General features: G+C 39.4%; 20 protein-coding genes and 2 tRNA genes. 8 read left to right on the top strand and 14 right to left on the bottom strand.

The window, feature by feature from the left end:
* The first annotated feature begins 121 nt into the window (after positions 1-121).
* Both N523_RS0109000 and N523_RS0109005 read left to right on the top strand, forming a co-directional pair.
* Positions 122-1,291: a PrnB family protein gene (locus tag N523_RS0109000; protein WP_028834884.1), complete on the top strand. Its 1,170-nt coding sequence runs from the start codon at positions 122-124 to the stop codon at positions 1,289-1,291.
* A 1-nt stretch (position 1,292) separates the two neighbouring features.
* Entirely contained in the window at positions 1,293-2,417 is a 1,125-nt protein-coding gene (locus N523_RS0109005) for an aminotransferase class V-fold PLP-dependent enzyme (RefSeq protein ID WP_028834883.1), read from the top strand.
* Here the strand turns inward: N523_RS0109005 and N523_RS0109010 are convergent.
* The 5 genes from N523_RS0109010 to N523_RS0109030 all read right to left on the bottom strand — a co-directional run bounded on the left by N523_RS0109010 (position 2,401) and on the right by N523_RS0109030 (position 5,569).
* The gene (locus tag N523_RS0109010; RefSeq protein ID WP_028834882.1) at positions 2,401-2,889 is read right to left on the bottom strand and encodes an RNA-binding protein; all 489 of its coding nucleotides are present in this window, start codon (positions 2,887-2,889) and stop codon (positions 2,401-2,403) included. The genes N523_RS0109005 and N523_RS0109010 overlap by 17 nt on opposite strands.
* A 523-nt stretch (positions 2,890-3,412) precedes the next feature.
* A tRNA-Ser gene (locus N523_RS0109015) sits at positions 3,413-3,505 on the bottom strand.
* 53 nt (positions 3,506-3,558) lie between these two features.
* Positions 3,559-3,649: transfer RNA gene (locus tag N523_RS0109020), tRNA-Ser, on the bottom strand.
* Positions 3,650-3,875: 226 nt separating this feature from the next.
* A complete protein-coding gene (locus tag N523_RS19535; RefSeq protein ID WP_008113257.1) occupies positions 3,876-4,016 on the bottom strand; it encodes a hypothetical protein in 141 nt (46 codons plus the stop codon).
* A 758-nt stretch (positions 4,017-4,774) separates the two neighbouring features.
* Entirely contained in the window at positions 4,775-5,569 is a 795-nt protein-coding gene (locus N523_RS0109030; RefSeq protein ID WP_028834881.1) for a YggN family protein, read from the bottom strand.
* Between the two features lie 387 nt (positions 5,570-5,956).
* On the opposite strand from N523_RS0109030, the gene N523_RS0109035 reads away from it, so the two are divergent.
* Positions 5,957-6,142 (top strand): PA3496 family putative envelope integrity protein, encoded by a 186-nt coding sequence (locus tag N523_RS0109035; protein WP_008108975.1) that lies wholly within the window; start codon positions 5,957-5,959, stop codon positions 6,140-6,142.
* 118 nt (positions 6,143-6,260) lie between these two features.
* On the opposite strand, the gene N523_RS0109040 is transcribed toward N523_RS0109035, so the two are convergent.
* From N523_RS0109040 to N523_RS0109050, 3 genes are all read right to left on the bottom strand, one after another.
* The gene (locus N523_RS0109040) at positions 6,261-6,752 is read right to left on the bottom strand and encodes a glutathione peroxidase (protein WP_013463695.1); all 492 of its coding nucleotides are present in this window, start codon (positions 6,750-6,752) and stop codon (positions 6,261-6,263) included.
* 93 nt (positions 6,753-6,845) lie between these two features.
* Entirely contained in the window at positions 6,846-7,145 is a 300-nt protein-coding gene (locus tag N523_RS0109045) for an AzlD domain-containing protein (protein ID WP_016900234.1), read from the bottom strand.
* Complete coding sequence (locus N523_RS0109050; protein ID WP_028834880.1) at positions 7,142-7,846, bottom strand: AzlC family ABC transporter permease; 705 nt, start codon at positions 7,844-7,846, stop codon at positions 7,142-7,144. The genes N523_RS0109045 and N523_RS0109050 overlap by 4 nt, the downstream gene beginning before the upstream one ends.
* Positions 7,847-7,951: 105 nt before the next feature.
* On the opposite strand from N523_RS0109050, the gene N523_RS0109055 reads away from it, so the two are divergent.
* Positions 7,952-8,608: a cytochrome b/b6 domain-containing protein gene (locus N523_RS0109055; protein ID WP_028834879.1), complete on the top strand. Its 657-nt coding sequence runs from the start codon at positions 7,952-7,954 to the stop codon at positions 8,606-8,608.
* Positions 8,609-8,660: 52 nt separating this feature from the next.
* Here the strand turns inward: N523_RS0109055 and N523_RS0109060 are convergent, their stop codons facing one another.
* Positions 8,661-9,113, bottom strand: coding sequence for a c-type cytochrome (locus N523_RS0109060; protein ID WP_013463699.1), 453 nt, complete (start codon positions 9,111-9,113; stop codon positions 8,661-8,663).
* A 78-nt stretch (positions 9,114-9,191) separates the two neighbouring features.
* The gene (locus N523_RS0109065; protein ID WP_008108981.1) at positions 9,192-9,662 is read right to left on the bottom strand and encodes a DUF2721 domain-containing protein; all 471 of its coding nucleotides are present in this window, start codon (positions 9,660-9,662) and stop codon (positions 9,192-9,194) included.
* A 233-nt stretch (positions 9,663-9,895) separates the two neighbouring features.
* Between N523_RS0109065 and N523_RS0109070 the strand changes: the two genes are divergently transcribed.
* From N523_RS0109070 to N523_RS0109085, 4 genes are all read left to right on the top strand, one after another.
* The gene (locus tag N523_RS0109070; RefSeq protein WP_028834878.1) at positions 9,896-13,429 is read left to right on the top strand and encodes a S8 family serine peptidase; all 3,534 of its coding nucleotides are present in this window, start codon (positions 9,896-9,898) and stop codon (positions 13,427-13,429) included.
* A 145-nt stretch (positions 13,430-13,574) separates the two neighbouring features.
* Positions 13,575-15,746: a S9 family peptidase gene (locus tag N523_RS0109075; protein ID WP_016900230.1), complete on the top strand. Its 2,172-nt coding sequence runs from the start codon at positions 13,575-13,577 to the stop codon at positions 15,744-15,746.
* A 159-nt stretch (positions 15,747-15,905) separates the two neighbouring features.
* Positions 15,906-16,271, top strand: a complete 366-nt coding sequence (locus N523_RS0109080; protein WP_010392586.1) for a DUF4870 domain-containing protein — start codon at positions 15,906-15,908, stop codon at positions 16,269-16,271.
* A 92-nt stretch (positions 16,272-16,363) separates the two neighbouring features.
* The gene (locus N523_RS0109085; RefSeq protein WP_028834877.1) at positions 16,364-16,804 is read left to right on the top strand and encodes a YqaA family protein; all 441 of its coding nucleotides are present in this window, start codon (positions 16,364-16,366) and stop codon (positions 16,802-16,804) included.
* On the opposite strand, the gene folX is transcribed toward N523_RS0109085, so the two are convergent.
* The 4 genes from folX to nadE all read right to left on the bottom strand — a co-directional run bounded on the left by folX (position 16,781) and on the right by nadE (position 19,402).
* Positions 16,781-17,137, bottom strand: a complete 357-nt coding sequence (folX, locus tag N523_RS0109090; protein WP_013463705.1) for a dihydroneopterin triphosphate 2'-epimerase — start codon at positions 17,135-17,137, stop codon at positions 16,781-16,783. The genes N523_RS0109085 and folX overlap by 24 nt on opposite strands.
* 3 nt (positions 17,138-17,140) lie before the next feature.
* Positions 17,141-17,695 carry a GTP cyclohydrolase I FolE gene (gene folE, locus N523_RS0109095; protein ID WP_008108996.1) on the bottom strand — a complete coding sequence of 185 codons (555 nt, stop codon included), beginning with the start codon at positions 17,693-17,695 and terminating at the stop codon, positions 17,141-17,143.
* A 23-nt stretch (positions 17,696-17,718) separates the two neighbouring features.
* Positions 17,719-18,438: a dihydromonapterin reductase gene (folM, locus tag N523_RS0109100; RefSeq protein WP_013463706.1), complete on the bottom strand. Its 720-nt coding sequence runs from the start codon at positions 18,436-18,438 to the stop codon at positions 17,719-17,721.
* Positions 18,439-18,565: 127 nt separating this feature from the next.
* Positions 18,566-19,402 carry an ammonia-dependent NAD(+) synthetase gene (gene nadE, locus N523_RS0109105; RefSeq protein ID WP_013463707.1) on the bottom strand — a complete coding sequence of 279 codons (837 nt, stop codon included), beginning with the start codon at positions 19,400-19,402 and terminating at the stop codon, positions 18,566-18,568.
* Between the last annotated feature and the right edge of the window lie 55 nt (positions 19,403-19,457).

Consider the following 19,457-nt stretch of genomic DNA (forward strand, 5'->3'; position numbering starts at 1 on the left):
TTAATTATTTTAATGTTGTTAGTGATTATTGCTAACTAAAGGTGTTTTTACTATTTTTTTTGGCGTTTTACCCTCAGGGGTTTTTGTTAGCATTAAAACATAATAATAACAGGGTGTAGTTATGAGTTCTTTTACTGCTAAGTTTGACCGTTGGATAAGATCAGAGTTTGTAAGCTTAAACTCGCAATTAGAACAGCTTTATTGGCAGCAAACCGATAAGGCTAATGTTGAGGGGATTGGTGATAGCTTAAAGCTGGCACTAAAGGAGCAAGGCAATGCGCTGATCAGCGATTTATTGGCCGAAGGCAATACCGACGAAGGATTTGATAGCGCATTCGATTTGCTTGGTAATGTTGGTTTGTTTATGGCTGCTTGTCGCAGGCATGAGATTACAGAGCCGAGCAGAGAAACAACCTCACCATTAGTTGAAGCATCGGCGCTTGCTATGCATATTGGTGCCTCTATAGGTGTAACGCCTCGTTTTGCTACCGCGCATCTAACCACGCATAATAAAGCCATTAATGGCACCTATAAGCGTTTTACAAATCTTGATGATGAAGCCCTTTTTTTAGATTACAACACCCAAGGTATTTTAGCGTATAAGCGCGCAAGCGATGCTTTACTAAAAACATTACCTTTGGGTATTTCTCACCCCGTTACAGCCGAACTACTTGAGGTGGTTAAAACGGCATTAATGGATGTAATAGCATCGAATAACGCCTTATACACTCAGCTAGACACCGAACGTTTTTTTAATTGTGTACGTCCATATTACAAGCCTTACAGGGTAGGTAAAGAGGTTTACCGTGGTGCAAATGCGGGAGACTTTGCCGGTATTAATGTTATTGATATGCTGCTAGGGCTTTGCAGTGCCAATGAGCCGAGTTACTCGCAAATGCTGGTGGATAAATTTTTATATATGATGCCAGAGGATCAACAAATACTTCGTGAAGCCATGCGTATGCAAAGCCTAATGGATGATTTTTTAGAGGCCGAACAATATAAAAATACAGACTGGTTTCAAAAGCACGGCAAACTATTTATTCAAGTGTGTAAATTACATGGCGACACCGCTATCGGTCATCATAATCAGCTGGTGGAAAAGTTTATTGCTCAGCCATCACAGCACATGCAACAACAGCATATGAGTAAAGTAACCGCCAGTGGACCTCCTCTACCGGTACTGCTCGATTCATTAGCTAAGTTAAGAGATAGGCGTGCAGCGGCAAAGCGTGACGACATAAATACGCGTTTTGATGATTTAAACACGCTAAAACAGTGGATTAATTAATATGGCTAAAAATGATTTTTGTATGCCACAGGGTTGTTATTTATTAAGCCACTCTGTTGGCCGCCCATTAAAAACGAGCTTAGAGAATGCCACTGAACATTTTTTTACTCCTTGGCAAGAAAGTGTAAAAGAGCCATGGCAACAGTGGTTACCCGCCATTGAAAGATTTACTGAGGCTTTAGGGCAGTTGTTTAATGCGCCTAGTGAGCAATTTTGTCCTCAGGTTAATTTATCCAGTGGTTTAACCAAATTGGTTATGTCACACCCCGTATTTAATAAACCACAGTGTACGGTATTAATGGCGCAGGCTGACTTTCCCAGTATGGGGTTTGTAATGCAAAAAGCACTGCCTGAATGTGCAAAAATACGCTACATCCCTGAGCATGAAGACTTGAGTGATAGACAGGTATGGCAGCGATATTTAACTTCAGAGATTGATGGGGTCTTTGTTAGCCATGTTTATTCTAATACGGGTGTACAAGCTCCCATAAACGATATTGTGGCGCTGAGTAAAGTCACGAATACACTCTCAATAATTGATGTGGCGCAATCGGCAGGGGTTATCCCTGTCGATCTAACGGCGTTAAATGCTGACTTTATGATTGGTTCAAGTGTGAAGTGGCTATGCGGAGGGCCAGGAGCTGCTTATTTATGGGTAAATCCAAAGCAAATAACACAATGTGAACCAAAAGATGTTGGCTGGTTTTCACATCAAAACCCATTCGAGTTTGATATTGCGCATTTTCAATATAACGCTAAAACACTAAGGTTTTGGGGCGGTACGCCCTCGGTACTTCCTTATATTATTGCCGCTCATAGTATTGAATATATTGTTGAATTTGGCGTTGAACAAGTGAGATCGCACAACTTGATGTTACTTGAGTTAATTCAGCAGCAATTGGGCGCTTTTTTAATGTCACCTAGCGCTAAAGAGCAATGTAGTGGCACCGCTATTTTGCAGTTTTCTGAGCATCAGCAAAGTGTATTAACAGCATTAGAGACTGCAAAAAGAAGTGTTGATGTGCGTAAACTCGGCATCCGTGTTTCACCTCACATATATAATACAAAGTCAGAGATACAAACATTTATTGATGTTGTGAAGCACATACTTAAGGTTGCTGACTAAGCTGCTGTTTTTTTTGAGTGAGTGCTTCTATTTGTTGTTGTGCTTGCTTGATTTGTGGGTCAAATCGCTGCTTAAGTGCCGCCGTTTCAGTGGTAATGGCATTCGCAATTGAGCTAGCCCCTAAGCGATTTGCTTTATCTTGGGTCATGTAATCGATTTGCTGTTTTTTTTGTGCGTATTCTTGTTGGTATTGTTTAATCTTAAGCTCAAGCTGCACAATATCACGCTCTATTTGTTGCACCGCTAGATAATCGTCAACAGAAGTATCGGCAACTGGTGTGTTCTCAGATTGTGGCGTATTTGTTTGCATTATGTTGACGTTTCTAAGCGTGATCACTTGAGCGTCTTCAGCGCAAGGAGTTTGACTAAAAGTAGGCACTCCTTTAATGGTGCATTTATAAACCGTCACTTCATTTGCCATGCTAACAGCACAGGCACCCAAACAATACAGTAGTAATATTAGCTTCGCCATGGTTAAACCTAAGCTGGTTTAAAGTACCATTTATAATGCACTAAGTTGGGACACCATACAATTTGTTTAATTTATTAGCATACGCTCGCGACTGCCTTATACCAGTTCGCTTAATTAAGTGATCTATTTTGAGGCTGGAAAAACGTGTTGATAGCTAGGCAAAAAATTTGCTATTTAGTTGTTCTAAATGAGAATTTTTTAACGCAGATAGCGACACGTTTAGCCCCGCAAAATGATTAAGTATTATTGCGGATTGGTATTATACAAAGTGCAAATTAATAGAGGCTATTAAAATTTAGGCACAAAAAAACCACAATTAAGTGGCTTGTAACCAGTAATGGTGGAGAGGGAGGGATAGACTTACTTACATCCCTGTAATTAATCGCTGCGCGACGCTTGCAGCGGCCTAAAATGTTCCAGACATTTTATCGAACCCTGTCGAGAGTGCTCACCCTCCCTATTTCTTAACGGAGTTAAAATTTAGGCATAAAAAAACCACAATTAAGTGGCTTGTAATCAGTAATGGTGGAGAGGGAGGGATTCGAACCCTCGATAGAGCTACAAACTCTATACTCCCTTAGCAGGGGAGCTCCTTCGGCCACTCGGACACCTCTCCGACGCATTATTCAGCGTGTTATCAATCGGAAAAAACCAATTAATATAAATAAGTGGTGGAGAGATAGGGATTTGAACCCTAGAGGGGCTATAAACCCCTGCCGGTTTTCAAGACCGGTGCATTCGACCACTCTGCCATCTCTCCACGTCGTGATGCAGGATAATACTTAGGTGAGTTGCCTGTGTAAATAGCAAAAAGATCGTTTGCTTAAAAAGTGAGCGTAAATGAGGTTTTTTTTGTAAATTATGAAAATTAAAGATGATTTTTAGCTATGAGGAGGGAGCTGGCAGCAAACAGATGGAGCTAAAGAAGAAACTTCATTTAGTGGTTGGGTGTTTGCTGCAACAATACAAAAATCATGGTTGGGTGATTATTTGTATTGAATTGCACCGCCAAGTGCTAATTTTTTTCCGTAACGGTTAAGTTTAGCTAACATTCTCGCTTTGCGATTAGTTGGTTTAACTGCAACGTGAGTTGTGGCTGTTTGGTTTAATGTATTGATTGGGTTCATTGTATTCGCTCCAAGGTTGTGTCTGTTGAAAACATGTGCATTTTGCCCGTAGATTGGTTAAAAATAAAGCGATAAAAATTGCTGGTGAAGTATTAGTTTTTTTAATCTGAAAGTGTTTTTTTGATTTGCTATTTAATGGCGTTTTTTTTGATTTTGTATATTTATTCATTACAGTCGTGTGCTATATCACTTTTATATGGGGTTTTTTCAGTTTTTTTAATTTTAATATGTTTATAAATAGATTATTTTGAATAGTTATTCAGATTAAATTATTTTGTATTAATGGGGTGGGTTTTACTTCGTTCAAAGATTTAACATGCTATTTATAGGTGGTTAATTATTTATCAGAGAAGAGCATTAAATAAACGATAAAAAAAAGTGTTGCTAGGCTTTTAAATTATAAAAAAAGTGCCTAGGTTACTAGGCACTTTGGAGTTAGTTGCGTTTTAAAACGCGTCTAACTGGGGATCGCACCGCCTCAAGAATTTAAAACTTAAAAAGAGGTGGTTTTAATATGTTGCAATTTGGGCTTACAATCATCAGCTCGGACGGCATTCTAAGTGATCTAGAGCGAAGTGAAGATTATACTTTGGTTTGTATTTTACTATGAAGCCACAAAATGCCTCTGCACGGCAAGAGCAGATCCGCTCAACAGTCTATTATTTGAGTTAAATGGGACTGGTGGGGTAAAAAACGCAAAATGCGGCATAGCTTAAAAGCAAATGCCGCAAAGGGAGATTAATTAAAATGCTGAGCAGTTAGTGCTGTTTTATAGTAAATAACTCATAGCCTTTTAATGCAGGCACTTGCGCAGCAAGTTGAGTTTCTTGTTGTGCGATTTCAACAAAGTCACCACACAGTGTATTTGCACGCTGTTCAAGTTTTTTTGCATGGAGCTCTACTTTTTCTTCTATTTGTGCGCCCATATTTTCCATGCGCTCTTCAAAGGCTTGCATGTCGCCACCTGAACCCATTAGCTCAGAGCCTAATGCTACTAAAATACTGCCCATTGATTGCATTACGGCCGACTCAACGGCAGTTTCTATTTGTTGTTCAAACTGCTGTTCAAAGTTTTCACCAAACTGAGAGAAGCTTTGCTGGCCCATGACAAATGTACCTTGTTGGTAAAAGGTACCCTCTACTTCTTGTTGAATATCGTCCATTAAGGTAGCAATGTTATCGAGGCCATCAATATTAAATGCATTGGCGACTTCTTCTAATGCAACGCCCGCAATTTTAACGCCATCAAGTGCAATGTTGGCTACTTCAGGTAATTGCGCGCGTAAATTATCTGTGTAGTTGGTCAGTGCTTGGCGCTGAGCGCTATTTAATGCTACTTGCTCGCCATTGATCGACAACTCACCTTGAGTGGTAAAAGTCATACGTTGATTGTTGGCTTTAAAAATTTCTAATTCACTTGGCTTTATACGTACATCGTTTTTAAACTCAACTTTACATTCGTCGTTACTAAATGAAATTGAAGAGCTGTTATCGTTATGAGCCATGGCGACGGGGGCGCACATAATTGCGCTAACTAATAATAATTCTTTCATGTTTATTCTCTGTTTTTTGCTGATGATAATTAACTTATAACAAGTTTGGTGCCAATAGTTTTTAGTGTTTAAAAACAGTGATTTGTGATTTTTAAGGTGCTTTGAAGCTGAAAGTAAAGTCATTGAAAAAGCTAAAATTTGGTCAAAATAACCAACCATCAAATGCAAATAAATAAAATTTATCGATACGATAAAAAACTCTCACTTTCCACAATTCAAATTTAGCGCTATTTATTCACAATACTGACACAGAGACTATTTAGGATAGCGATGTGGCTTTATTTTGACGTAAATTTGTACAATGAATTTGCGTTGAACATTTTAATTTCACCAATTATCGCGATACAAGAATCCGTAATTGGTCTCAAACACTTTATGGAGTGGGTTGTGGGTAAGACATTTAGTTACGATGCGCTAGATGATGATTTTGTTGAAGACGAATACGAAATGGTCGGGCGTAATCAACACGACAAGAAAAAGCAAAAGGTGAAAAGAAAGTTAGAGGATTACCTTGAGCAAAAACGCTTGCGTAAAAACCTAGGTGAAGATGACTTAAACGATTATATTGATTAGGTTGTCGCTAGTACAAATCAGTGCCGACATATTAGCTTTTAACTGCTACTTAGGTAGTATTTAAAGCTCTGTGGGTTGGTAATAAAGAGGCTTTATGCCTCTTTATAATTTTTAAGCCTCAAACTTTAGCTGCGAGCAATGCTTTTTCAATTACTTTTTCTAGTTTTTCAGGTTTAGTAAAGGGCGCGTAGCGCTTAATCGGTGAGCCATCTGCATTAATCAAAAACTTTGTGAAGTTCCACTTAATTTTTCGTGTCAAAAACCCCGGCAATACAGATTTTAAATAGCGAAAAACCGAATGTGTATGCTGACCATTAACGTTCACTTTTTCTGCGATTAAAAAACTAACTCCGTAATTGATTAAACAACCTTGCGCTATTTGATTCGCGTCTCCGGGTTCTTGCTGGCCAAATTGGTTACACGGGAAACCTATAATGACTAAACCTTGGCTGGCATACTTTTCGTGTAATGCTTGCAATGACTCGTATTGATAGGTGAATCCACACTCACTTGCGGTATTTACTATTAACACAACTTTACCTACAAACTCTTTAAAATCGATAGGTTGGCCTTGCAGGCTAGTAGCACTTAGTTGATGAAATGGGTGCATATTATTAAGCTATTATTTGTTTATTTGGCATAGTCTAACCTTTGCTTGGTGATTAACAAAGTCGAAATAGTGAACACTGCTATGGCGTTACTGTTAATTTAAAATCAAAAATAACCCCATACCAGCAAGTGTGGTTAGGTAAATATTATGTGTTTTGTAAGCAACTATAATGGCTACAATCGCTGCGCTTAAATAAGGGTTTTGCCAATTTAGATTAATGCCACCATCATTTATAAATACAATCGGCACCCAAATCGCTGTTAGAACCGCAGGTGCACTGAAGCTCAAAAACTGCTGCATTTTAGGCCCTACTTTAAATGGTAGCGCGCGGTGTAAGAATAAATAACGGGTAAAAAAGGTAATACATGCCATAAGTAAAATAGTCGTCATCATGATTTAGCGTCCTTATTTTTTACTATTCTAGTTACAGCGTAACCTGCACTCATTGCTAATAGTGCTGAGCATACTAACCACAGCTCAAAGCCTGTGCTTTTTAATAAAGTAGCACAGATCCCTGCAACAATGACCGTGACAAGAGTGGCTAAATTTTTAACTCCTGGGATAACCAAAGCAATAAAGGTTGCAGCAATCGCAAAGTCGAGTCCTAAATTGGTTAGATCAGGGAGCATAGTGCCGGCTACAATACCGATAAGTGTCCAAATATTCCAAGCAATGTAAAAGCTAAAGCCTGCGCTGAGCGCGTAAATTAGGCGCGTTTGAGTCTGGTAGGCGCGAGGGTGATGCGAAAAAGCAAATAGTTCATCAGTTAAGACAAAGCTGACTGGAAGGCGCCAACGCATGGGTTGCTCAATCACTTTGTGACGAACCGCCAAGCCATATAAAAAATGGCGAGAGCTAATAATAAACGTGGTAAATAAAATGGTTAATAGAGGGGTATTACCAGCAATGAGCTCAATTGCAACCAGCTGCGCCGAGCCTGCAAATACCAGTAGCGACATGGCTTGAGTTTCAAAAGGGGTAAAGCCATTTTGTATTGCCAACGAGCCACATAAAATCCCCCAAGGAATAACGGCTAAACATAATGGCAGCATATCTAAAAAGCCTTTTAGTATCGGTTTTTTAATGGACTGCATGTGTTTTACTCTGCGCACTGGTAGAAAGACTCATTAGGATACCTTAATATTAAGATGCTAAAATAGTTAGCGTTTTAGATGATACTGTTTTTTAGGGAAGGTGCAATGTTCAAGGTAAAAGTGTGGGATGGCTTTTTAAGAAGCTTTCATTGGTTATTAGTATTGAGTATTGCTGCGCTTTATTTTAGTGCTGAAGAGGGCATGATAGAGCTACATTTTGTGATTGGCTTTTTTACTTTAGCGCTTATCTCAACGCGGATTATATGGGGTCTTATAGGCAGTAAAACGGCAAGAATATCGGCATTACTGCATTCTCCTAAGTCGGTGCTTGCTTCTTTTAGTGGCAAAAAAATAAATGATGTGGGCCATTCTGCACCAGGTAGTTATATGGTGTTATTATTTTTTATACTGATTATTACGCAACTGGTTAGTGGTTTAATGAGCAGTGATGGCATTTTAACTGATGGCCCGTTAGCGCAGTATGTATCGAGTGATACGATTGATTTTGCCAACTGGCTGCACCATATCAATTTTGATATTTTATTTTATGCGATTATTTTGCATGTTGTGGCTATTATTGCTTACAAAATTAAAGGCAAGCCTTTAGTAAAAGCAATGATCACAGGCAATAAAGCACTGGCAACACAAAGCTCAGAGCCTGAGACAAAGTCACCATGGATTGCATGGTTTTTATTGTTACTATTACTGGTTTTAATTATGAGTACTTGGGGAAGTGAACCTTTAAGTTATCTGCTTAGTTAAAAAAAATGGCGCTAATACAGCGCCATTTTTATTGTTTAATACACAGTGTTTATTAGTCTTTGAATTGCTTATGGCAATCTTTACAGCCTTTCGCCCATGCACCAAACGCTTTACCAATGACCGCTTTGTCACCTGTTTGAGCTGCTACAGCAAGTTCATCAGCATATTGCTGAAACGCTGTCGCTTTTTTCATAAAAGTATCGTTTTCAGACCATACCGCAGGAAGTGCTGATGTATCGCCTTTTTCAGTGCCTGCGTAAAATGCCTCCCAAGGCATTTTAGATAATGCCGCCGCGTTATTTGCACGCTGTTTGAATTGCTCTGCATCAAAAGGAATTTTACCCTTCAGCATGGCACCCATATCGCCTATTTGAACTGAAATCATAGAAAATGCAGCTTGGCGATACTCAATTGCATCACTCGGCTCTTTAAATGCAGAATTTGCAGATACACTAAGTGCGCATGTAGATAGTAATGCCCCGATAAATACTTGCTTCAATTTCACTTTACTCTACTCCTTTGAGGGTTCTTTAATTATCTTTGTATATTAGCTAACGTTTTAATTCAAGTTAAAGCGATGCCTTTAGTCGTTTATATCAATATCAGCAAATATCATTCCTCGACGCATACTGCGGGTTGCTAAAAATACCTCGCCAAGTAATGACATAAAAGCACATATTAGCAATGCCATTGCACCAACAAAACAACTACCAATAGTGACGCCTAAATTAATCGATTGTATATGCGATAAAAATAACAGCATAACCACGGCACAGACTAATAATGCACTTAATACACTTAAACTAAAGGCAATATGTATGCAGCGGGAGCGCTTAAGAAGCGCCCTTAGTTCTGTAGTCAGAGACAAGTTAAACTCTTCATCGGTACTAACTTTTAATTTTCGCTCTAACTGCCTGGCTCTGTCAGTAATACGTGCCAAACGGTTGGATAGCACTCCAAGTGTTGCCGCAATACCTGTTATTAAAAAAACGGGTGCAACGGCTGTTTGAATCACTTTAGCCATAGTTAAAATATTAATTACATCGTTGTTCATTTATCTCTCAATTAAAACCGTATCATTTACAATTGTTCACAATTTGGTTTATTTTTTTATTTTATTTAAATCAATACATTACGAGTGGGTTTTTGTTAAGGTGTGTTTTTTTGTAGCTTAAATGTAGCAATGTTGTTGCTCCTGCAAAGGTTAACGTTTTATATTCGTAGTAATCAATCAATGGAATTGAAATTAGTAAATACAATAATACATAACCTATCCTAGGGGAAACAATGTCTAATAATATAATCAAAAGAACAGCAATCGCGACAGCTGTATCAAGTGCATTTGTGGCAACATTGGCCAATGCTGCGACTTTGCCAAATACTACAATGACTAACAAGCAAGTAGAGCAAATAAAAGAATTGGCAGCTGATAAAAAAGCGCCTTCAGCCCACATGATTGTTTTAAAAGCAAAAACCTCAGTTGATGCAGTTGCTGCTGGAACTTACCAAGTATCATCTAACCGTGAAGTAACTGCTCAGGTTGAGCAGCTTCAGGACATAATGGCGCTTGAGCTTAGCAGCCTAGATTTTAATGCTAAGGTAATTGGCAAAACTAAAATTTTAGCGCCAACGTTAATTGTTCAAGCAACCCCTGAAGCGTTAGCAAAAATTGCAAAAGATGATCGTGTTGCTAAAGTTTTACCAATGTTCGATCGTGAGTTACATGTTGCAGCCAGTTCAGAATATATTAATGCCAAGCCGTTAATTACTGATGGTATTGCAAGTGGTAAAGGTCAGCGTGTTGCTGTACTTGATACGGGTATCGATTACACTCATGCTGCTTTCGGTGGCGCGGGTACAGAAGAAGCTTATTTAGCAGCTCAAGCTGATCCAACATCAGTTGCATGGCCACAAGGCATTGTACAAGGTGGTTACGACTTTATACGTGATGATGCCGACCCTATTGAAAATGATGCCGCTAATTCACCTTCTACAGGTGATCCAACTAATCACGGTACATCATCTGCAAACTCTGTAAATGGTATTGCGCCTGACGTTGAACTTTACGCTTACTCAGTATGTGGCGGCGGTTGTCCTGGCGATGCACAAGCGGCTGCTTTAGAAGCAGCGATGGACCCTAACGGTGATGGCGATATTTCAGACCGTGTTGATGTAATGAATATGTCTCTTGGTGGTGAATTTGGTGACACTTACACGGGTGGTGGTACACAGTACTTAGTTCAACGAGCAGTTGAGTTAGGTGTAAACATGGTTATTTCTGCCGGTAATGACGGTGACAATCCATTCCGTGTTGGTGGCCCAAGCACTACACCTAATGCACTATCTGTTGGCGCTATGACTCACCCAGCAACTGAAATCGGTGTGGCATCAGGTACTGTTGCAGGTGTTGAAGGTGATATCCAGCCATCAGGTTTTGGTCCTCAAGAAGATTTTGCTATTTCAGGTGCCGATATTGAATTAGTTTATCCTGAAACAAACGCAGATGGTTGTACTGAATTTGCTGCAGATGTTGACTTTACAGGCAAAGCAGTATTAATCGACCGTGGTGCATGTGCCTTTACGCAAAAAGTATTGAATGCACAAGCAAATGGTGCCGAGTTTGTAATGATCGCGAATAATACCGACGATGGTACCCCAGCACCTATGGGTGGCTTTGATGCTGCAGTTACAATTAAAAACGTAGGTATTAATTTTGCTGCAGGCGCTGCTTTAAAAGCACAATTAGCAGCGGGTGGCCCTGCAACATTTGATATTAGCATTGAATTTAAAACAACAGCGGGTGCGGTTGCTACATTCTCATCTCGTGGTCCTTCTATGGATGGTTTATTAAAACCAGAAATTACAGCGCCAGGTACTAGTATTGATGTAGCAGCAGCAGGAACTTATACAGATACAAATCCTGTATCGGGTACCTCTTTCTCGGGCCCAATTACAGCAGGTGCTGTGGCAATGATCCGTGAAGCACATCCTGAGCGTAATGCATTTGAGATTAAAGCAACAATCATGAATGCAGCAAATTTAAACGTAACAAATGAGCCTCTAGCTATTAATCCTGATTCAGAACTTGCGCCAATTAGTATGATAGGTGCCGGTTTAGTTGACGTAACTAAAGCCGTCAATTTACCTGTTGCAGCTTGGGTACATAACGGAGAGTTTGATACTAAACAAGCTGCACTCTCTTATGGCTTAGTAAGTTTAGCGAAAACAGGCTCTATTACTAAAACGGTAACCGTTAAGAACTTCTCTGCAGATGCAAAAACGTATAATCTTCGCACTGAAGCGCGTTATCAAAGTGACATTGATACTAACGCAGTTAGCTGGGATTTTCCTGCATCTATAACAGTACCCGCAGGTCAAGCGATTAACTTTGACATTACAATGACGGTTGATCCAAGTAAGTTACCTGCATGGGAGTTAGAAAACCCATTTAGTGCAGAGGATATTGCAGCAAGAAGTGCAGCCTTAACATCAATCGAATTTGATGGCGCGTTAGTATTTGATGATGCATCTACCGATGGCGATCACGATTTACATGTTGTTTATCATGCAATGCCAAAAGCAGGTACTGAGCTTAGTTACTCGCCTGAAATTATTAATAATGAAATGGCATTAATTGTTGAGAATACAGGTCAAACTGAAGTTTTCCCGCAAGCTGAAAGCATTGTGGCAATGGGTGAAGAAAAATCAGTTGAAGACGCTGAATTTAATATTCTAGCTACTACATTCTCTGCGTATAACGGTGATTTCTGTGATTCAGGTATCTACATTACTTCATCGATTCAGTTACGAGATCCGTTAACTCATACTTTCCAAGCGGGCTACCGAATTGAAATAGATACAGATAATGATAATGTCTCAGATCTATTCATGCAGAACTTAAATGACCGTGGCCGTACTACCGCATTTCCTGGCCGTAGCCGCACATTAATTGGTACAACTGATGGTGCTGGCAATGATGTATGGCAATGGGGGACACCGTTAATGCATGAAGCCGGTGGAAATACTATTACCTTTACTGGCTGTTCAGAGTTAATGAATATTGATGCTTCACATCTTGGTCAGCCAATGAACTTCAAAGTATCTGTAGGCTACCCTAGTTATCAATCAGGTGTTTACAGTGAAACTGATAGCGTAACTGGAACTGCGGCATTCGGTATGCAACCTCAAGTTACAATTACGTCTTATGGAACGGGTGAAGTAGATGAAACAAATAGCGTAACAGGTTCTGCAGTTTTTGATGCTCAGCCTGGTGCTGAAATGACGTCTGGTGAGGTGGTTACTTCAATTAAACCAGGAGAGAAAGCGGTAGTATCTGCAAATGGTCCTTTTGTACTATCATCAGGTACTAACATTATTAAAGTAACCTCAAGTGAAGACCTAGAATTACCAGACATTGAAGCACCAATGTTGGTTGGTGGTGAGTTTAGTGTTTCTGAAGATGCAGCTGATGGAACAGTGGTAGGTGCGCTTACTATTGAAGAATCAGATTTAGACTTAGCTGTTTCAGAATACTATGTTCAATCTAATACAAACCTTGGCTTTGCAGTTGATGCAGATGGTCAAATTGTAGTTGCAGATACCACTTTATTAGCGGGTGATACATCTGCAGAAATGGAAGTTGTTGCGATTGATGTTCGTGGTAATGTGTCAGAGCCTGCAATGGTAACAATATCCGTTACTAAAGTAGCGCCTCCGGTTGTTACTCCAGAGCCTACTAAGAAAAGTTCTTCAGGTTCATTAGCTTGGTTAACATTACTTGTAGCGCCGTTTGCCTTTATGCGTCGTCGTAAGCAAAAGTAATTAAATAAATTAAATAAATTAAATAAATTAAATATTAATTAAAGGGAGCTTCGGCTCCCTTTTTACATAGCTTCACAAACTAAATTTCTGTCGTGTTTGATATTAGGTATATTTAATATAATAAAAACAACAGAGATTTAAATTAATGAAACACACTTCGTTTACGCTTGCCGTAATATCGTTAGCTATTTTAGGTGGTTGTAATAAAGCACCTGAAGTTAAACAAAACACGCCTACTGAACAGTCTGTATCTCAAATCGCAGTAATGCCGCCGGTTGCTAAAAAAGTACCATATGAAATGTCTATTCATGGCGACACTCGTATCGATGATTATTACTGGATGCGTGATGATGAGCGAAAAGATCCTGAGGTACTTAGTTACCTTGAGGCTGAAAATGCTTATACAGATGCAATGCTTGCGCATACAAAAACGTTACAAACTAGGTTATTTGAAGAGCTAAAAGGGCGAATTCAAAAAGACGATGATTCAGTGCCAGTTAAAAACGGTGACTATTATTATTCATCACAAACTCGCGGTGATAACGAATACGCAACTTATGTACGTAGTAGTGATTTTGCAGGCACTGACCAGCAGGTTATTTTAGATGTAAACGAGCTAGCTAAGGAACATGATTATTATGCCGTAAGTGGTTTAGATGTAAGTCCAAACGGCAATTTAATGGCATATGGTGAAGATACCGTAAGTCGTCGTATTTATAATATAAAAATAAAAGACTTAAGCACTGGTAAATTACTCGAAGATACGCTTAAAGGTACGAATGGCAGTGTTGTTTGGGCAAACGACAACAAAACGCTTTATTACATAAAAAAAGATTTACAAACTTTACTAGGTTACCAAGTTTATCGTCATACGCTCGGTACCCCACAGGCTGAAGATGAACTCGTTTATGAAGAAACAGATACCAGTTATTACATGGGTATTAGCAAAAGCAAAGATGATTCAGAAATTTATATCTGGCACAGCAGTACAACTGCGTCAGGTGTATCGGTTTTAAGTGCTGATGATGTTAAAGCTATGCCAAAACGCTTGATTGAACGTGAAGCGGATCTGGAGTATGGAATTTCTAAGCTGGGTAATACTTACTACATTGTCACTAATTTAAACGCAGTCAACTTTCAGTTAATGAAAGTAGATATTGATAAAGCTGGCGATAAAGCTAATTGGCAAACGGTGATCCCCGCTCGCGATAATATAAAATTAGAAGGCATCGACTTATTTAACGATTACTTAGTGTATCAGCAGCGTGAAATGGGTCAGTCGACTATTATTGCTCGTAACTTAACCACGGGTAAAGAGATACCGCTTAGCTTTAACGACAGTGCTTATACAATTAGCACCTACGGTAACAATGATTTAAATAGCGATACATTACGTGTGTATTATACCAGTATGACAACACCCGCTTCATCGTATGATGTTAATTTAGCTACTGGCAATAAAACATTACTTAAACAACAAAAAGTACTCGGTGATTTTAGTGCAGATAACTACGCATCAGAGCGAATTTTTGTCACTGCACGAGATGGTATTAAAGTACCGGTAAGCCTAGTCTATCGCAAAGACATGTTTAAAAAAGAGGGAACTAATCCGCTGCTACAATATGGTTATGGCTCGTATGGCGCGACCATGGATCCTACCTTTTCTAGCGCTCGCTTAAGTTTGCTCGATCGGGGTTTTGTATTTGCCATTGCGCATATTCGCGGTTCACAAATGCTAGGTCGCCCTTGGTATGAGGACGGTAAACTACTGACTAAAAAGAACACCTTTAACGACTTTGTAGATGTTACCAAGGCATTGGTTGAGCAAAAGTATGGTGCAAAAGATAAAATATTTGCTCAAGGTGGCAGTGCGGGTGGCTTATTAATGGGTGCAGTGGCAAACCAAGCTCCTGAGTTGTATAAAGGAATGGTGGCTGCGGTTCCATTTGTTGATGTAGTGACCACGATGCTTGATGCAAGTATTCCACTTACAACCAACGAATACGGTGAGTGGGGTAACCCTAACGAGAAAGAATACTATGAGTATATGTTATCGTATTCACCTTATGATCAGGTCAGTAAGCAAGATTACCCAAATATGTTAGTTACTACTGGCTTACATGATTCACAGGTACAATATTTTGAGCCTGCAAAGTGGGTGGCTAAGCTGCGAGATTACAAAACAGATGATAACAAGCTACTGTTTAAAATCGATATGGAAGCAGGGCACGGAGGTGCATCAGGTCGCTTCAAACGCTTAGAAGATACTGCATTAAATTATGCTTTTATGCTTGATTTAGCTGGTGTGAATAAGTAACTGGTCTGGCAATATCAATAAGCGCAGCTATTTGCTGCGCTTTTTTATTTTTAAATATACACAAATGCTTTGCATTGGATAAATAAGCATTTACATTAAGGTGGCTAATGAGTGTGAATATTATTTTAGCGTAAAATAAAAACGAGAAGGGAGAGTGTAATGGAACAAAATCAAGAGATTAAAGTCGTCAATAAAGATGACCGCACCTGGGCAATGCTATGTCATTTAAGTGCACTAGCGGGGTTTATTGTGCCATTTGGGTCGGTACTCGGCCCTCTTATTATCTGGTTAATTAAAAAAGATGAAATGCCAATTGTTGATATACATGGCAAAAAAGCCCTTAATTTTCAAATTACTATGGCTATAGCTTATTTTGTTTGTTTTTTACTAATTTTTGCAGCGGTTGGTTTACTACTGTTACCTATGGTGGCTATTTTTTCATTTGTGATGGTGGTTATCGCAAGCGTGAAAGCCAACGATGGCAAAGAGTTTAATTATCCCCTTAGCTTAAATTTGATAAAATAACTGTTTTTATTATTCGGTGAATTGGTTTTAAGTTAAAAAGTCGTTCAAACCCAGCTTAATTGCTGGGTTTAGTTTTTAGCCATAAGGGAAAAATGCTCTATATAACATTATTTTTTACAGCATTTATATCTGCCACGTTATTACCTAGCTCGTCTGAAGTATTGATGGGTGGCATGATCATGCAAGGCAATACTAACTTATGGCTGATTTGGTTTGCAGCAACCTTGGGTAATGTACTGGGCAGTTGTGTTAACTATTGGTTAGGGACGCAGGCATTGCGTTTTAAAGATAAAAAATGGTTTCCAGTATCTGAAAAAGGGCTTAAAAAAGCACAAAAGCAGTTTAATAAATATGGTGTTTATAGCCTGTTGTTTGCCTGGCTGCCCATCGTTGGCGACCCACTAACCGTTATTGGCGGCGTGTTTAAAGTTCGCTTTACTACGTTTTTAGTGCTGGTAACGCTCGGCAAGGGGTTACGTTATTTAGCGGTAATAGCCCTTGCCGTTGGATTATTTGTGCCAGTCGAGGGTTAAAGAAACCGAATCGGCAAAGCGCAACGCATGAGGTTTATCTACTCGAGCCTTAGCATAATTAACGCTTGGGTGTGAGTGGCAAACAGCAAGGATTTCAGCAACTAGTTTTTCTAACAATAAAAAGTGTCCTTGCTCCACTAAGCTAATTACCTCTTTAGTAATCACTTTGTAGTTAAGTGCTTGGTCTACTTCATCTGTTTCACAAGCTTGATCAGCAGGGTAGTGAATTTCAAGGTTAATGACCACATCTTGTTTTTTTTCACGCTCATCAGGATTAAAACCAATAAATGTGCGTAGTCGTAAGTTAGTTACATTAATAATTGCGTTTGCCATACATTATCCTTTGATCAGCTGTAAAAACTCATTACGTGTTTTCGGATCGGCTCTAAAGTTTCCTAGCATTACCGAGGTACGCATGCTTGAGTTCTGCTTTTCTACACCACGCATCATCATACACATGTGTTTTGCTTCAACAATTACACCCACACCTTTTGCACCGGTTACTTCCTCAACCGCTTTTGCAATTTGATGGGTAAGCTGTTCTTGAATTTGAAAACGACGCGAAAACATATCAACAATACGCGCAAACTTAGATAAGCCTAATACTTTACCATCAGGAATATAAGCAATATGACAGCGGCCAATAAAAGGGAGTAAATGATGTTCACACATAGAGTAAAGCTCGATGTCTTGTATCAATACCATGTCGTCAGCGTCAGAGGTGAATACCGCATTGTTAGTGATTTCGTTAAGCGTTTGACGATATCCTTGAGTAAGGTACTCCATCGCTTTTGCAGCGCGTTTTGGGGTATCAAGTAACCCTTCACGTTCAGCGTCTTCACCTACAGCAGTTATAATTTTTTGATAGCTTTCTTTTAATTCGTTATGCATAAGTTTCTCAGTTTTATTAGGACTTACTTAAGATGGCGACCACCATCAACAGGTAAAGCACGCCCTGTGATGTAATGGCTGTTCAGTAGTAGGTCTATACTATTGATAATTTCTTGGCATCCAGGTTCGATACCCATTAATGATTTTTTTAAAGTTTTAGCGCGATACTGCTCATCATCATGTTGGTTAAAAATAATTAATGATGGTGCGACTGAATTCACTTTTATGTTAGGTGCATATTTAGCACTAAATGATTTAGTTAAGTTATCCAGTGCGGCTTTACTGGCCGCATAAGCAAGATGTTTTGGGCTGCCTGTTTCCACTACATAATCAGTCAAATGAATAATGTCAGCGGGTTTAGCATGCGACGCCTGATAATTTAATAGTAAATCTGCGCAATGTAAGTTTACCAAGTACGGTGTTTTTGCATGAATGCGCATCATATTGTCAAACAGCTGCTCAAAGTGAGGGTTGTTAGCTTCACAGTCCCAGCTTGATGCATTATGAATAACGGCCCTTAGTGAGTCAGTGTGTGATTTAAGCAAAGTAATAAAAGTATTAATGCCCTCATCAGTACTAAAGTCAGCATAAAGACAGGTAACCCCTTGTTGTTCCAACGAATCAACAGCCTCATGACGGGTCCGATAAGTAATAATGACCGCTTGCCCTTGGGCTATAAAGTGCTTTGCCAGCGCAAGCCCTATACGTTGTGCTGCACCAGTAATCAAAATAGGGGGTGTCATAAAATATAAAACTCTCTGTTGGCAAGCGTTAAGGTTAACTTTTAAAAATTTAAGCCACTTATTTTCACGTCATGTTTACGTAAAATACAAGCGGCTCGATCAGTTAAATCACGCTTATAATATTGATTTAAAAAGCATCGTATATTGTTGGAATAGGCTGGCGCTTATGTTGCGTGCGCTGGTAAATTGCAATTAGCGTTTCTTCTACATGACTTGAAACTGCTTTACCTTCTAAAAAGTCATCAATTTCTTCATAACTTAAGCCAAGTGCTTCTTCGTCTGTTAGTCCTGGTCTATCACTTTCTAAATCCGCTGTTGGTGCTTTCTCAACTAAAAGCGCAGGCGCACCCAATGTGGTTGCTAATGCACGAACTTGACGTTTTGATAGGCCAAATAAAGGAGCCAAATCGCATGCACCATCACCAAATTTAGTGTAAAAACCAGTAATATTTTCAGCACTATGATCGGTACCGACCACTAAGCCTTGGCAAAAGCCGGCTATTTCATATTGCGCAATCATGCGTTGACGTGCTTTGACATTACCTTTAATAAAATCGATTTTATCTTGCGAAGGGAGTGTTTGTTCGGTACCCGCGAGAGTTGCCATTGTCTGCTCATGCAGTGCATCGGTTGCGGGTTTAATGTTTACTGTCATGCGGGTGCTCGGCTTAATGAAATCAACCGCCATTTGCGCTTCACTTTCATCAGCTTGAACGCCATAAGGTAGGCGTACAGCAATAAATTGATAATGAGTGTCAGGGTGTTCTTGGTTTAGCTCATCAATAGCAAGTTGACACAAACGGCCACAGGTCGATGAATCTACACCACCACTGATCCCTAGTACAAGAGAGGTTGAATATGCCGCTTTTAAACGTGCTTTAATAAAATCCACTCGGCGTTTAATTTCAGCGTTTACATCAATCGAAGGCTGAACTTTCATTTCAGCCATAATCTCGGCGCGCATGGCCCGCTCCTTTAGTTAAATAATTTTACGCTCTACATAGAGCAACTATTATGTG

The organism is Pseudoalteromonas sp. 23_GOM-1509m (assembly GCF_000518425.1).
Classification (GTDB): domain Bacteria; phylum Pseudomonadota; class Gammaproteobacteria; order Enterobacterales; family Alteromonadaceae; genus Pseudoalteromonas; species Pseudoalteromonas tetraodonis.

Bases quoted from the DNA above. Each gene is read 5' to 3' on its own strand.
- N523_RS0109000 (WP_028834884.1), top strand. From the start codon at position 122: ATGAGTTCTTTTACTGCTAAGTTTGACCGTTGGATAAGATCAGAGTTT.
- N523_RS0109005 (WP_028834883.1), top strand. From the start codon at position 1,293: ATGGCTAAAAATGATTTTTGTATGCCACAGGGTTGTTATTTATTAAGC.
- N523_RS0109010 (WP_028834882.1), bottom strand. From the start codon at position 2,889: ATGGCGAAGCTAATATTACTACTGTATTGTTTGGGTGCCTGTGCTGTT.
- N523_RS19535 (WP_008113257.1), bottom strand. From the start codon at position 4,016: ATGAACCCAATCAATACATTAAACCAAACAGCCACAACTCACGTTGCA.
- N523_RS0109030 (WP_028834881.1), bottom strand. From the start codon at position 5,569: ATGAAAGAATTATTATTAGTTAGCGCAATTATGTGCGCCCCCGTCGCC.
- N523_RS0109040 (WP_013463695.1), bottom strand. From the start codon at position 6,752: ATGCACCCATTTCATCAACTAAGTGCTACTAGCCTGCAAGGCCAACCT.
- N523_RS0109045 (WP_016900234.1), bottom strand. From the start codon at position 7,145: ATGATGACGACTATTTTACTTATGGCATGTATTACCTTTTTTACCCGT.
- N523_RS0109050 (WP_028834880.1), bottom strand. From the start codon at position 7,846: ATGCAGTCCATTAAAAAACCGATACTAAAAGGCTTTTTAGATATGCTG.
- N523_RS0109055 (WP_028834879.1), top strand. From the start codon at position 7,952: ATGTTCAAGGTAAAAGTGTGGGATGGCTTTTTAAGAAGCTTTCATTGG.
- N523_RS0109065 (WP_008108981.1), bottom strand. From the start codon at position 9,662: ATGAACAACGATGTAATTAATATTTTAACTATGGCTAAAGTGATTCAA.
- N523_RS0109070 (WP_028834878.1), top strand. From the start codon at position 9,896: ATGTCTAATAATATAATCAAAAGAACAGCAATCGCGACAGCTGTATCA.
- N523_RS0109075 (WP_016900230.1), top strand. From the start codon at position 13,575: ATGAAACACACTTCGTTTACGCTTGCCGTAATATCGTTAGCTATTTTA.
- N523_RS0109080 (WP_010392586.1), top strand. From the start codon at position 15,906: ATGGAACAAAATCAAGAGATTAAAGTCGTCAATAAAGATGACCGCACC.
- N523_RS0109085 (WP_028834877.1), top strand. From the start codon at position 16,364: ATGCTCTATATAACATTATTTTTTACAGCATTTATATCTGCCACGTTA.
- folX (WP_013463705.1), bottom strand. From the start codon at position 17,137: ATGGCAAACGCAATTATTAATGTAACTAACTTACGACTACGCACATTT.
- folE (WP_008108996.1), bottom strand. From the start codon at position 17,695: ATGCATAACGAATTAAAAGAAAGCTATCAAAAAATTATAACTGCTGTA.
- folM (WP_013463706.1), bottom strand. From the start codon at position 18,438: ATGACACCCCCTATTTTGATTACTGGTGCAGCACAACGTATAGGGCTT.
- nadE (WP_013463707.1), bottom strand. From the start codon at position 19,402: ATGCGCGCCGAGATTATGGCTGAAATGAAAGTTCAGCCTTCGATTGAT.